The sequence below is a fragment of the Aliterella atlantica CENA595 genome (genome assembly GCF_000952155.1).
GTDB lineage: Bacteria > Cyanobacteriota > Cyanobacteriia > Cyanobacteriales > Chroococcidiopsidaceae > Aliterella > Aliterella atlantica.
Genome location: NZ_JYON01000015.1, coordinates 25637 through 39756, shown reverse-complemented (window position 1 = coordinate 39756; position 14120 = coordinate 25637). Strand labels below are relative to the sequence as shown.

General features: G+C 44.6%; 15 protein-coding genes. 4 read left to right on the top strand and 11 right to left on the bottom strand.

What is annotated here, in order from left to right; translation table 11 throughout:
- Nucleotides 1-137: 137 nt before the first annotated feature.
- From UH38_RS14645 to UH38_RS14600, 10 genes are all read right to left on the bottom strand, one after another.
- Complete coding sequence (locus tag UH38_RS14645) at nt 138-926, bottom strand: MOSC domain-containing protein (RefSeq protein ID WP_045055409.1); 789 nt, start codon at nt 924-926, stop codon at nt 138-140.
- Nucleotides 927-929: 3 nt separating this feature from the next.
- Nucleotides 930-1874, bottom strand: coding sequence for an FTR1 family iron permease (locus UH38_RS14640; RefSeq protein WP_045055408.1), 945 nt, complete (start codon nt 1872-1874; stop codon nt 930-932).
- A 9-nt stretch (nt 1875-1883) separates the two neighbouring features.
- A complete protein-coding gene (locus tag UH38_RS14635; RefSeq protein WP_045055407.1) occupies nt 1884-2330 on the bottom strand; it encodes a ferritin-like domain-containing protein in 447 nt (148 codons plus the stop codon).
- Nucleotides 2331-2335: 5 nt separating this feature from the next.
- On the bottom strand, nt 2336-3361 hold the full coding sequence (locus UH38_RS14630; protein WP_045055474.1) for a ComEA family DNA-binding protein: 1026 nt from the start codon (nt 3359-3361) through the stop codon (nt 2336-2338).
- 95 nt (nt 3362-3456) lie between these two features.
- Entirely contained in the window at nt 3457-4458 is a 1002-nt protein-coding gene (locus UH38_RS14625; protein ID WP_045055406.1) for a multicopper oxidase domain-containing protein, read from the bottom strand.
- A 142-nt stretch (nt 4459-4600) separates the two neighbouring features.
- The gene (locus UH38_RS14620; RefSeq protein WP_045055405.1) at nt 4601-5386 is read right to left on the bottom strand and encodes an energy-coupling factor ABC transporter ATP-binding protein; all 786 of its coding nucleotides are present in this window, start codon (nt 5384-5386) and stop codon (nt 4601-4603) included.
- A gap of 17 nt (nt 5387-5403) precedes the next feature.
- Nucleotides 5404-6177 carry a cobalt ECF transporter T component CbiQ gene (cbiQ, locus tag UH38_RS14615; protein WP_045055404.1) on the bottom strand — a complete coding sequence of 258 codons (774 nt, stop codon included), beginning with the start codon at nt 6175-6177 and terminating at the stop codon, nt 5404-5406.
- 22 nt (nt 6178-6199) lie between these two features.
- Entirely contained in the window at nt 6200-6559 is a 360-nt protein-coding gene (locus UH38_RS14610; RefSeq protein ID WP_045055403.1) for a PDGLE domain-containing protein, read from the bottom strand.
- Between the two features lie 24 nt (nt 6560-6583).
- Nucleotides 6584-7336, bottom strand: coding sequence for an energy-coupling factor ABC transporter permease (locus UH38_RS14605; RefSeq protein ID WP_082065396.1), 753 nt, complete (start codon nt 7334-7336; stop codon nt 6584-6586).
- 198 nt (nt 7337-7534) lie between these two features.
- Nucleotides 7535-7984 (bottom strand): hypothetical protein, encoded by a 450-nt coding sequence (locus UH38_RS14600; RefSeq protein ID WP_045055402.1) that lies wholly within the window; start codon nt 7982-7984, stop codon nt 7535-7537.
- A 201-nt stretch (nt 7985-8185) separates the two neighbouring features.
- Between UH38_RS14600 and aroA the strand changes: the two genes are divergently transcribed.
- The 4 genes from aroA to UH38_RS14580 all read left to right on the top strand — a co-directional run bounded on the left by aroA (nt 8186) and on the right by UH38_RS14580 (nt 12292).
- Nucleotides 8186-9541 carry a 3-phosphoshikimate 1-carboxyvinyltransferase gene (aroA, locus tag UH38_RS14595; protein WP_045055401.1) on the top strand — a complete coding sequence of 452 codons (1356 nt, stop codon included), beginning with the start codon at nt 8186-8188 and terminating at the stop codon, nt 9539-9541.
- Between the two features lie 22 nt (nt 9542-9563).
- Complete coding sequence (hisA, locus tag UH38_RS14590; protein ID WP_045055400.1) at nt 9564-10337, top strand: 1-(5-phosphoribosyl)-5-[(5-phosphoribosylamino)methylideneamino]imidazole-4-carboxamide isomerase; 774 nt, start codon at nt 9564-9566, stop codon at nt 10335-10337.
- Nucleotides 10338-10453: 116 nt separating this feature from the next.
- Nucleotides 10454-11353 (top strand): ABC transporter permease, encoded by a 900-nt coding sequence (locus UH38_RS14585; protein ID WP_045055399.1) that lies wholly within the window; start codon nt 10454-10456, stop codon nt 11351-11353.
- A gap of 45 nt (nt 11354-11398) precedes the next feature.
- Entirely contained in the window at nt 11399-12292 is an 894-nt protein-coding gene (locus UH38_RS14580; protein WP_045055398.1) for an ROK family protein, read from the top strand.
- Between the two features lie 147 nt (nt 12293-12439).
- Here UH38_RS14580 and UH38_RS14575 read toward each other — a convergent pair whose 3' ends face one another.
- Nucleotides 12440-14068 carry a CTP synthase gene (locus UH38_RS14575; RefSeq protein ID WP_045055397.1) on the bottom strand — a complete coding sequence of 543 codons (1629 nt, stop codon included), beginning with the start codon at nt 14066-14068 and terminating at the stop codon, nt 12440-12442.
- Nucleotides 14069-14120 lie beyond the last annotated feature (52 nt).

Below are 14120 nucleotides of genomic sequence, written 5' to 3'. Positions count from 1 at the left end.
ACTTTACTTTGTACCTCAAGTTGAGAGTTAGTTGCTGCTCAAGCTCGTTAGCAAAAATAAAGGAAATTACTTTAAATTTTTCCTGCTTTGGTCAGTATCGAGCAAAAACCGAAATTTGTTAAGCAGCTTTAGCAAATTTAACCTGAGCAAGCAAGCTTAACAATATCTGCAACAGATACAGTACCGCTACTAAGGACTTGTGCTAGTACGCCAGTTTGTTGATGGGCAAAGTGTTGTTTGAGTAAAGCAAATAGCGGTATATCCCGATCGCCTGTATCGGGATTAACATCAATATTCAAGCAGCGATTGATCGGCGCTGCGATCGCAATTTGGGTTTCCCCTAATTGAAACTGTTTCCCTACCCAGTCAAATTCTGCCCAAGCTGGTACGCCTTGCAAGACCACATTCGGGCGAAACCTCCGCACATCTACAGTTTGTCCAACAGCAGTGCTAATAGCATCTAAAGTTGCTTGACTGACTAAAGATATATGTACTGGTTCCCTGTCTGGATAGCGGCTACTTGCACCATCGCCTACTAAGCGCAGCGATCCCCGTTTTGGATAATCGGCGGCTATATAAGTGCTAAAAAACTCACTAATGCGATCGCGTCCTTGGCTAGTATTAGTTGCAGCGCTTAATAATTCTGCTTCTTGACGCTTAATAGTTAAAACCGCAGTATCTTCATCGTAATAGCAATCTAAAGCTGCAAGTTGCGGCAAATCGCACTGCATGGCAAAGTTTTTCTTTTTCATCCAGGGTACAGCAGTGCGGGGAATATCTGGGGCGATCGCCTCGTACATTAAGGCAAAAGCGCGATCGCCTTTAATTCCGTGTCCTGCTTGCAAAAATACGCGATCGCACTTTTGCGGTGTCAAACCTTTAACTGGATGGGTAAATAATTCTCGAACTTGAGCAGTTATACTCATTCCTTATTTAGGCTGCAATTGAGATGATGGCTGAGATTTTACCCCAATACCGCCTAAACTACGGAAGTAAATACCACCTATACTCACCAAAAAGACAACATAAGCTACAGCTTGCACCAAAAAGATATTTTCCCTGTAGCCAAATAAAGCCTTAAGCACAACTCCAGGAAACTTATCGTCAGGCAAAACCTTGGATGTATCCCATACCCTAGGTCCTAAAATACAAGAGGGATTTTTAGTAAACCGTTCGTAGTAGAAACACAAAGATTGAGAAGAACGATCCATTTGCGCCAAAGTATGAGTCGCCACATCAAAATGTTCTAGTGCCGACACTACTAAGCCAGAGACAATCAAAAGCAATAACACGCCCATAATTTTAAAAAACAAGCGAATATTAATTTTGACTCCCCACTGAAATAGCAAAACGCCTATAGCCACCGCCGCCAAAATCCCAGCTACAGCCCCAAAAGCAGGCACTAAGCCCTGTTGAAAGTTGGCGGCGATAAATAAGACAGTTTCAAAGCCTTCACGCACTACAGCAATCAAAATCAAGGTAAAAACGCCCCAACCAGCATTTTTAGCTTGCAAAGCACTAGAAATCGTACCTTCAACCTCGGCTTTCATAAACCGCGCTTGCTTAGTCATCCACACCAGCATCCAACTGAGCATAGCGATCGCTAAAACGCTAAATACACCTTCCAACAGCGGTTCGACTACAGTTGTATATTTGGGATTAACAGCGCTGATAGCAGGAATCGCCAGGCTAAATAGTACGCCTACTATGGCGCTAACGACGATCCCCACCCCTACACCAGCATAAACCCAAGCATTTAGCGACTTTTGTCCAGCTTTTTTCAAGCAAGCCAAAACAATGCCTACCACTAAGGCAGCCTCTACGCCTTCGCGCAGAGTTATTACAAACGTAGGTAAAGCAGCACTAAAATTCATTTAATTTCCCTAAGCAGCAGTGCCACTAAAATCGCGCAACATTTTTTTGATTTCGATGTTGTGCAGTTCTTCTGTGCCGATCATAGTTCGGGCAAACTCTTCTAAGTACACGCTGGCATCGCTCACGGTGTCTAGTAAGGTTTTATACAAATCCAACGCTTTCTTTTCGTGGTTGAGGCTTTCTTCCAAAATATCTTTAACAGAGTGGTTGAAAGTTTCCTCCATTGGCGCGATTCGCAGGCTGGGATGCCCTTCTAGTCCGGTAAGAATTTCGCCTACTTGTTGGGCGTGAGTCAAAGACTCAGTAGCTTGCAACTTGAAAAATTCGACAATAGGAATTCGATTTGGTCCTGTAACCATTAGGGAGTAGTGAGTATAACGGACTACTCCCGCCAGTTCAAATTCCATGATGGAGTTCAGCAGTTCGATAGCTTTAGCTTGGTCGAGGTCGCGCATGATGTCTATTGTTTAGCAGTGGTGTTACTGTTTACCACTTTTTGCGATTCTTGTTCAATGTTTTTAACTAACTGCGTAACTTGGTCAGGAGTCTTCACAGGAGTCTGTGGAGGAACAACTGCGGGCCAAGTGGTCGCTAGTTCTTTCATGCTAGTTGATAGGGCTTTATCTGCGTCAGGGTTAGCTGCAGCAATTTGCGTAGATACCCCTTGATACAAGTCGTTGGCGTAGTTGACAAAGCCGCGCGAGTCTTGATATTCAATTGCTGCGGCGATTTTGCCATTGGCGATCGCTGCTGTATATTCTGAGTTAGCAGTATCGAGTAAGCCGTAAATTACTTGCAACACAAATTCTGGCGAGGAACGCTGATTTTCTGGCAATACGGCGATCGCTCCATCTACAGATTCTACTGCTGCTGCGAAGTTCGTGCCGACTTCCGGTGATTTGGATTTAGATTTTACTAAGTCTTGCAAACCGATCAAGCTTGATTTAAATTCTTTGACGTTGCGTTCGCCCAGTTGATCTTCTACATCTACATAAATTTCTTCAACTGGATGACCGATATGGGGTTCTGCTTGGGCTGGTTTTTGTAAATCCAGTAGTTCTTTAGCAACTAATAAATGCCCCTTCATCAAGCCTAGTTTGGTCATGTAGTCTACATCTTTGGCAACGCCTGTTAGCACTACGTCCTCAATTGTCACCATGTCTTTGATTTGGTCGTATTGGGCTTGATTGATGACTTTTTTGGCTACCAATTCTTCGGTGCTGGCGTAGGGTCTTTGTGCCTGAATTTGGTTTGATAGCGCCGGAATTGCGAGTTTTGCTTCTAATTTGTCTAATTCTGACAAAATGGCGCTGTTAATGTTGATTTTGTTTTTGCTATTTGCTGCTACTACTGTTGTTGCTGGGCTAGCAACGGTGTTCGGTGCTACGTTGGCGCTATCTGTTGGTGTTGGCGATTGGTTGCAGCTAAATAGAACAGATAGCATTGCTGCAGCTAGTGTTAGGAATAAAAAGCGGATTATGGACATAACGATAAATTGGTAGTTTTTAAGAATTTTTGGCAATTTTCTAACAGGTTTGTTGCTAATTAGTGGCAATTGGGCGATATGTTTTGAGCCTGCGATTATGTAGCTATGACGTTGAATATACCCATGCAGCCAGATTGAGCGATCGCATCTTGGTGGGGATGAAACATATATTTGCCTGGGTATTTGTAGGCAAATTCTAAGATATGTCTTTCGGTTGTCCCCATCGTAATTACGTCTGAGTCTTCGCTAGGTACTAAAGTCCGCCCTGTTCTGTAAACTTGAAAAAAGTTAGCGTGGAGGTGAAACGTAGCTGCAACATCAAATTCAATCATGTTGAGTACGTACAATCGCACTAACTGATTTTGATAAATGGGAATCGGATGATTGCGGTAATAATCCGGTTGCCCGTTGAAGGCGTAAAACTCATTTTTGTTGTCATCGTTGGTATCGTAACCAGCCATAACTAGCACCATTTCGTCGGCTGGCGGGCGAGGTTTGGGCGGATCGACGATCAACATCCCATACAATCCTTTACCAATATGACGAGTTATAGGCTCGGTATGGCAGTGATAAAGATGAACGCCAAATGGTTCGGCATCAAATTCATAAATTGCTGCATTTCCGTGACGGATAGGGCGAACGCCATCAACTTCCGCCGGATGAACGCCGTGAAAGTGCATGGAATGCGAGTGTCCCCCCTGGTTGAGAAATACAACTCGAATGCGATCGCCTTGTGTTGCCCTTAATGTCGGTCCAGGAACGCGATTATTAAAGTTCCAGGTGTTGAAATCTACCGCGCTATTGAGCTTGATTGTGGAATTGCTAGCAACTACGCGAAATTCTCTAATCGTGCGTCCTTTTTCGCTTTTTACTGTCCCATAGTCGAAGTCTCGCAGTATTGTCATCGGGCTAATATTCCCATCAGTCGGCTCGATAGAATCAACTGTGGGAATTCTTACTGGCAGCGACTTTTGCGGTTTTAGGGTTTGGTAGGCAATACCCGCACCCGTTATTCCCAATCCAGCTATACCCAACTTCAAGAACTGACGGCGGTTCCAAGACGATTGGGTTTTGCCCTCTAAAAAATCGTTTTCCATGCGGTGCGATCGCGCTTGCTGCGAACAGCCTTATTGCTAATCGTTGGCAAATAATACAATCGATCAGTATAGAGGATTACTGAGTTACTGTCAATTATTCTCAATAAGCTCAAGGAATTATTTAACGGTCACTGGTCACTGGTCACTGGTCACTGGTCACTGTCATGGGTGCATCTTCAAGCTGACAATAAGGGCGGCTGTAACTTAGAGGCGATTCTAAAGCGTGCTGGAGCAAAAATTCAGAATTGCTCATAACTTGCTCGGTTTTGCCATCAAAGACAACTTCACCTTGACTTAAAACTACAGTGCGATCGCATAGTTCTAAGGCTAAATCTAAGTCATGAGTAGCAATTAATTGAGTTAAAGGTAAAGTTTGCAACAGTTCAATTAACTGGCGGCGCGAACGGGGATCTAACTGTGCTGAAGGTTCGTCAAATACTAAAATTTGCGGTTTCATTGCCATCACACCAGCGATCGCAATTCTTTTCTTTTCTCCACCTGACAAGTTTTCCGTACTGCGATCGCTATACCATTGGGGATCGATATCTACTGCCGCCATTGCCTCTAATACTCGCTGCCTGACTTCTGTTGGCGATAGACCTAGATTGATTGGACCGAAAGCAATATCTTCCCACACTGTAGGCATAAACAATTGATTGTCAGGATTTTGAAACACTAACCCGACAAAGTTACGAATTTTTTGTAAATGCTGGGGACAAACTTGCCACTCGCCAATAATTACTTCGCCAGATTGGGGCAAAATAATCCCATTTAAGTGTAGTTGTAGGGTAGATTTACCAGAACCATTAGCACCAATTAAGGCAACACGCTCGGTTGCTTGAATAGATAAATTAATATTGTTTAGAGCTAGAGTCCCGTCAGGATATACATAGCTCAGATTTTGAATAAAGATCGGATTGTGGTGCATTGAAACGTAAATAAATTTTATCGGGCTAAGTAAACGCTTTGCCCTAGCAGTGCCAAAACAAAAGTTAACGTCAAAGCCAACAAATCGCGTTTTCCTCCAAGGGGTGTTTTTTGTACAGGCGATACACCCTGATAGCCGCGTGACAGCATAGCTTGATAAATGCGATCGCCTCGTTCGTAAGTGCGGATAAACAGCGCCCCGATAATATTGCCAATGACTAAGCGTTGCCAGCGTTTGTTACCCATCAAGTTGCGTGAAACTGCTGCCCGACGCATAGCATTAAATTCTCCCACTAAGACGCTGATATAGCGGTACATAGAGGCAAGAGTTGCAACTAATAGAGGCGGCATTCGCAATTCAAGCAAACCATTTAGTAGCGCCGGAACTGACGTAGTTAAAGTCAATAAATTCATCATCAATAGAGATAGCAGGGCTTTGAGAGAGACGCTACCTAATACAGTCAACCCGCCTGTAGTAATTTGCAATATTCCCCAACTCCACAGCACCTCACCTCCACCGTGAAACAAAGTACCGAGGAGAACAGCACCAATAAATACAAATTCAACTGCCAAGCGTTTGAGCAAAACTGACAGGGTAATTTTGCTAATTAAAAGCAGATGTACGATTGCTAATCCATAGATCGCCCAAGTCAGCCATCGCCCGTTCGGTGTGAGGACGATGGCAAATACCATTAATACAGCACAAAGGATTCTAGTGCGCGGCGCTAGTTTATGCCAAACAGTAGTATTTTTACTATCTATATCTAGATGAAAAGCTCCAACGTGCAGCATTAACTCAAATACCTATGTAATTTCATTGGCGATCGCTATTATCTGGATAATTAGAGTTATCAGCACGACGAACTAATAATTTACCTGCTCCCCAAGCCAAGCCAAATGTCGCCAAAGTACCAACTAAACCAGCTATAGGAGTAGCTACCGATTCAGGTACGCCTCTTAGGGCATACTCTTCAAATACAGCATAAAAGGGAAGTTTACGGGCGGGCGCATCTTCAATAGCTTTATCGTCAAATTTGAGATCTTGCGAGACTCGATCTAAACCATCGGGGTTTTGGCTGGCGAAAGGAGAAAGGAAAATGGCAATTAATAAGGCAACTCCGACACCAGCAATGACAAAAGCGCTGTTGCGCGATCGCTTTAGGTTGTTACTCATAATTTTTTCGGGTGTGAGAAATTTTTAATATCTAGACAGGGGGCGACTTTTGTCTAACGTAGCCTTACGCGGCGGATCGTAAAATAGATCGGGGCGAGTCCGCCAGACAAACATCAGGGCAACTACAGTAATGAGCGCTTCGCCAATGCCAATAATTACGTGCCACGAAACCATTGCTGTTAAAGCTAATTGCAATGGTACAGTTCCAGATAGGGCAAGTTGAATTGCCGTAACAATTGCTGCAACTACTACGCTTGTCCAAGCGGCTATACTGGCAGCGATCGCCAGTCCTCGGATACTATCGCGTCCTACAGCAAACCGAATAGCCCGATAGAGGTAATAACCGCCAAATGTACCAATTAGCCCCATATTAGCGATATTTGCGCCTAGTGCTGTCAACCCGCCATCTTGAAACAAAACAGCCTGCACGATAAACACTGCTACCATGACGAGCGTGCCTGCCCAAGGTCCTAACAAAGCTCCAGCTAAGGTTCCACCCAAAAGATGCCCAGAACTACCGCCTGGGATGGGAAAATTAATCATCTGGGCAGCAAAAATAAATGCTCCGCATACTCCCATTAGGGGTACAGCCCGTTCTTGATAATCTGCTTGGACTTTATTTAAAGCCAGGGCAATTAAACCTATAGATACCAACCAACTTACAGCAATTACAGGTAAATTCAAAAAGCCATCAGGAATATGTAAGGCTAATTGCGGCTGTATCATCCATTGCAGCCAGCTTAAGTAGAAACTACTAGAAAACCCCACTATAGCCATAAGTAAAAACTGTCCTCTACGGTCGGATCGTTTAAGCAAGTGTAATCTTCTTATCAAACCTACGTTAGATAAAAATTACAATCCACTAGGGGGGCATATTAGTTTTGAGTTTTAAGTTGTAAGTTTTGAATTATTTTAAGTAGTTTTAAGTTTTGCGTCGAAAAGGTAGATCCTCTTTTAATTACGAATTACGAATTATCAATGGTGAATCTCCAGAGTCAACACATACTTACCCATTCTCACTTTCTGCGACCACAGTTCGTATTCCAGGCGTAAATTGTTGGGTAAGGGATGACCGACTAAACTGAGATCGCAGGTAAAGTTACGCAGGCGGATTTGCTCGTGCGGTTGGAAGGAGTTGCTTTGCAACCAATAATAGCTAAAGCCATACAAACCCCGTTGCCAAGAATGACGGTAGCTTAATTGACCGCTTGCTTGCATACTCATAGTCACGCGGTAGGGAGAAATATCTAACCACAGCAAGCGATTATTTGGCGACTTCTCCTGCAAGGGCGGCTCATTTAGCACTAAATGAAACTGTTCGCGGTCTTTCTGGTACAGTGTTGCTGACGTTTCCACAACTGACCAAATCGGTAAGTCTGTAGAAACTAATGACAGACATACAGGCTTGCGGTGATGAGTCAGCATGATGGTAAAAAAACTACATAAATATAGTGTAGTACGGAGACAATTTATTTTGATGTGAACTAACTGTAGGGGTTAAGCGCAAACTATAAAGATTGTGCAAAATTTCCTCTCTAGCGCCAGAAATTATCAATAATTAAGTAAAGCCAAGATGGCGGGAAAAAGGTACGATAGAACCGCTCAGTCACACGCTGGTTTATCCCCATGTCGGCATCAATAGTTACGGTCGAAACTACTCAACAGCTTACGGATAACTTAATTATCCAATTACCTAGTGCTGGAGTGGCGTTGCAAGGACGAATTCAAGTTCCAGGAGATAAATCAATTTCTCATCGCGCTTTGATGTTAGGGGCGATCGCTCAGGGTGAAACGCAAATTCAAGGACTACTTTTAGGCGAAGATCCCCGCAGTACGGCTGAATGTTTCCGAGCTATGGGTGCAGAAATTTCTGACTTGAACACGCAAATGGTGCGCGTTAAAGGTATTGGCTTAGGACAACTACAAGAACCAGTTGATGTCCTCAATGCTGGCAATTCTGGCACAACGTTGAGGCTGATGCTGGGGTTATTAGCCTCGCATCCTGGGCGGCTATTTACAGTTACAGGCGATAGCTCCTTGCGATCGCGTCCGATGTCTCGCGTTGTCAAACCGTTGCAGCAAATGGGCGCACATATTTGGGGACGAAAGGACGCAACTTTAGCACCTTTGGCAGTACAAGGACAAAGCTTGCAACCTATACACTATCAATCGCCAATTGCTTCGGCTCAAGTTAAGTCTTGTATTCTTTTAGCGGGATTGATGAGCGAGGGACAAACTACTGTAACTGAACCATCCTTATCGCGGGATCACAGCGAACGAATGTTAAAAGCATTTGGAGCGCAAATTAGCACCGATCCTGACAGCAACAGCGTCACAATTACTGGCGGCGCGACTTTGCAAGGGCAAACGGTAATTGTCCCTGGAGATATTAGTTCGGCAGCTTTTTGGCTAGTAGCAGCAGCGATCGTACCAGGCTCAGAATTGTTAATCGAAAATGTGGGTGTAAATCCGACGCGCACAGGGGTTTTAGATGCTTTAGAAATGATGGGGGCAGATATTACCTTAGAAGATCAGCACGTTGTTGCTGGCGAACCTGTAGCCGATTTGCGCGTGCGTTATGGTAAGTTGCATAGCTGTACAATCGCTGGCGATATCATTCCCCGCCTGATCGATGAAATTCCCGTCCTCGCAGTCGCCGCCGCTTTTGCATCAGGGACGACTGTAATTAAAGATGCGGAAGAATTGCGGGTAAAAGAAAGCGATCGCATTACCGCAATTGCCACAGAACTCAATAAAATGGGGGCAAAAGTAACAGAATTACCCGATGGCTTAGAAATTACTGGCAATAGTTCTTTAACAGGTACAGAAGTTGATAGTTACAGCGATCATCGTATTGCTATGAGTTTAGCGATCGCATCTCTCAATGCCAAAGGCAAAACTACCGTACGTGGTGCTGAAGCTGCTTCAATTTCTTACCCTACTTTTGTTTCTACACTCAAACACGCCTGCGGCGAAGTCTAAATTTATTACTCATAACTGAAAAATGGATGTAATCCCAGCAATTGATTTACTAAATGGTCTATGCGTCAGGTTGTATCAAGGAGATTACGCCCAGTCGCAAGTATTTAACGACAATCCCGTAGAAGTAGCGATGCAGTGGGTAGAACAAGGCGCTACTAGGCTGCACATTGTCGATTTAGATGGCGCTAAAACAGGGCAAGTAGTCAACCATAAAGTAATTGAGGCGATCGCATCTGCTGTACCAGTACCAATTCAAGTAGGTGGCGGATTGCGCGACTTTGCCAGCGTCGAACAATTACTAAATTTGGGCGTACAACGGGCAATTTTAGGCACTATTGCTGTAGAACAGCCGCAACTTGTCGCCGATTTATGCCAAGCATTTCCCCATCAAATTGCGATCGGAATCGACGCTCGTAACGGTAAAGTTGCAACTCGTGGCTGGCTGGAAACTTCGGAAGTTTTAGCAACCGATTTAGCTAGGCAAATGCAAGACTTAGGAGCAGCAACTATTATTTACACAGACATTCACCGCGACGGTACGCTGCAAGGACCAAACCTAGAAGCATTGCGAGAACTAGCCCAAGCAATCTCCATTCCCATTATTGCCTCTGGTGGAGTAAGTTCCGTAACCGACCTATTAAGCTTACTAGCACTAGAACCATCAGGAGTAAATGGGGCGATCGTCGGACGAGTTTTATATACAGGCGACATCTCTCTCAAACAAGCAATTCAAGCAGTTGGACAAGGACGTTGGCAAGATGTACCGCCAGATTTAGGCTCATCAGCCTTTGCCTAAATAGGAAAATTGCCTTACTGCCAGAGCGATCTAACGTTTCTTTCCACTGGCTGAATGTGGTAACATTTAACCCGCCAATGTGCGGGTTTTGTCTCATGTAGACATAATTTACAACTATGACCGTAACCAAACGCAAACCACCTAAATTCCTGCAACTTAATACTCGCCCTAGCGTCTCAGGGCGATTAATGCAAATAGGCATCGTCATCAGCCTATTTTTTCTTGTAATAGCCGTTTTGGGTGGTGCATTCCAAGCTTGGGGTTTACTGCAAGATCCGACAGCATCATTAGTTAACCCAATTCACGAACCACCTTCAGCAAGTCACTGGTTCGGTACGAGTCGCCAAGGTTATGATGTGTTTTCGCGGACGTTATTTGGCGCTCAAGCAGCGCTGCAAGTTGTAATTCTCGCCACTGCCCTAAGTCTTGTGATTGGCGTACCATTAGGCTTAGTTAGCGGCTATATCGGCGGCAGAGTCGATCGCATATTGCTGTTTTTGATGGATACTATCTATACATTGCCAGGTTTGCTGCTATCGGTGACACTGGCTTTTGTTGTAGGTAGAGGGATATTAAATGCAGCGATCGCTATTAGTATTGCTTACATCCCTCAATACTATCGCGTTGTCCGCAACCACACTGTCAGCGTCAAAACTGAGCTATTTGTAGAAGCCGCCCAAGCAATGGGTGCGTCTACATGGCGCATTTTATCTCGCTACCTATTTTTTAATGTGATTGCTAGCGTTCCGGTATTATTTACCCTCAATGCGGCTGATGCCATATTAACTCTAGGCGGTTTGGGCTTTTTGGGGTTGGGATTGCCAGAACAAGTACCAGAATGGGGTCACGATTTACGCCAAGCTTTAGAAGCATTACCGACAGGTATTTGGTGGACGGCGCTTTTTCCTGGTTTGGCGATGACTTTGATGGTTGTGGGGTTGTCTCTGGTTGGTGAAGGCTTGAATGACTTTATCAATCCGCGATTGCGGCGAGAAAATAGCGATTTTGTGCCGTAAAGTTGGAGCTTATAGAAATAATTTTGGCGATCGCAAAGTAAGATTATGGGTAAAGAAGACGATCGAGTAATCGGCATTGACTTGGGGGGAACGGCAATTAAGTTAGGGCGATTTACCCAGGATGGTAATTGCTTGCAGTCTCTAACTGTAGATACTCCCCAACCAGCAACACCAGAGGCGGTTGTAGGTGCTATGGTAGATGCGATCGCTCAAATCGATCCCCATAGTGAATGTAGTGCTATTGGCGTTGGTACTCCAGGTCCTACTGATGCTAGCAGGCGGATTGCTAAAGTTGCGATTAATCTAACTAATTGGCACGATATACCTCTAGCTGACTGGCTAGAAGATAAAACAGGGCGCAAAGTAATTCTTGCTAATGATGCCAATTGTGCGGGTTTGGGAGAATCTTGGCTAGGAGCAGGTCGTCGATTCAAAAACTTGCTCGTACTGACGCTTGGTACTGGTGTAGGTGGGGCGATTATTCTTGATGGTAAATTGTTCACCGGACATCAAGGCGCAGCCGGAGAATTAGGCTTAATTACTCTAAATCCAGATGGTCCGCCTTGCAATAGTGGCAATCAAGGCTCTTTGGAACAGTATGTTTCTGTTCCCGCTATTCGCCGTCGCACTGGAATGGAACCCTCTCAATTAGGTGCTATGGCTGAAGCTGGAGATATAGAGGCGTTGACATTTTGGCAGGACTATGGTAAAGATTTGGCTGCTGGGTTAGCAAGCTTAATTTACGTAATGTCACCAGAAGCGATCGCCATAGGTGGTGGCGTATGTGCTAGTTTTAAGTTTTTCTTGCCTACTATGCAAGCTGAAATTGAACGGCGAGTTTTGCCTAGTTCCCGCGTTGGTTTGCAGTTACTAAAGGCTGAATTAGGCAATCAGGCGGGAATAATTGGTGCAGCAAAATTGGCGCAAACATTATTGTAGAGACGTAGCAGTGCTACGTCTCTACGCGGTGGTGGGTAATTCACAGGCGTGCGATCGCATAATTTGGTGTGGCTAAATTGGCACAGACATTAATTGTAGATTTATGGGGGTAGAGAGACGTAGCTACGTCTCTACATGGTGGCGGATTTATACAGGGGTGGGTATTTCAGACGCAGCGTGCGATCGTGTCATTACTGCTTGCATAAACCCATTAAACAACGGATGAGGCTCGCTAGGGCGCGATTGAAATTCTGGGTGAAATTGAGTAGCAATAAAGAATGGATGATTAGGCAACTCGATAATTTCCACCAACCGCCCATCAGGAGAAGTACCGCTAACTTTGTAGCCTGACTCTAAAAATAAATTGCGGTAGGCATTGTTAAATTCGTAGCGATGGCGATGGCGTTCGTAAATTACTTCTTTTTGGTACAGCTTGTGAGCTAAAGTATTTGGCTCAATGCGACAAGGATACAACCCCAAGCGCATCGTACCGCCCAAATCTACTACATCTTGCTGTTCTGGCAACAAATTAATTACTGGATGCTTACCTGTAGGATCGAATTCAGCACTATTAGCATCATCCAATCCTGCTACATTTCGCGCCCAGTCAATTACCGAGCATTGCATCCCCAAGCATAAACCTAGAAAGGGAATTTGGCGATCGCGCGCATACTTAACAGCGCCAATTTTGCCGTCTACGCCGCGAATACCAAAGCCGCCAGGTACAACTAAACCATTTACGCCTTCTAGATATTTTTCGACTTCCTCAGTTTCCAAATCTTCAGAATTAATCCAGCGCAGGTGCAAATCTCCCCCCGTTGCGATCGCCGAATGCCGCAATGCCTCTATAACTGAAAGATAGGCATCATTTAACTGCACGTACTTACCGACAATCCCTACTTCTATTTTATGGGTGGGGCGATACAAGCGATCGACAATTGTTTGCCATTGGCTGAGATCCGGCTGACGGTGTTCTAATTGCAGTATATTTAAGGCTTGCTGGGCTAATCCTTCCCGCTCTAAAATTAACGGCACTTCATAGATACTGCTAGCATCTTGAGCGGTAATTACGCACTCTACAGGTACGTCGCAAAACTCAGACATTTTTAGCTTCAAGCCTGGAGGTAGCGGGCGATCGCAACGACAGACTAAAATATCTGGTTGAATGCCAATCGAGCGCAATTCCTTGACTGAATGCTGCGTCGGCTTAGTTTTCATTTCCCCAGCCGAAGGAATCCAAGGTACTAAGGTAACGTGCATATACAGCACATTTTGCCGCCCGACATCTTTGCGAAACTGGCGAATTGCTTCTAAAAAGGGCAGCGATTCGATATCGCCTACCGTACCGCCAATTTCAGTTATGACTACATCAGGGTTAGTATTATTGGCAACTCTTTGGATGCGGTCTTTAATTTCATTAGTAATATGGGGAATAACTTGAACAGTTCCACCCATATATTCGCCGCGTCGCTCTTTATTGAGTACCGCTTGGTAAATTGAGCCTGTAGTCACGCTGTTAAGACGAGACATAGAAGTATCGGTAAACCGCTCGTAATGTCCCAAATCTAAGTCTGTTTCCGCACCATCTTCAGTTACAAATACTTCCCCATGTTGGAAAGGACTCATAGTACCAGGATCGACGTTGATATAAGGATCGAGTTTGAGGATCGATACAGAATAGTCCCGCGATTTTAATAATCTACCCAAGCTAGAGGCTACAATGCCTTTACCAATACTGGAGACTACGCCACCAGTAACAAACACAAATTTAGTCATAAAAGTTAGTAGTCTTTAGCAGCAGACTTATAGCAATATACCCCGTCAATTG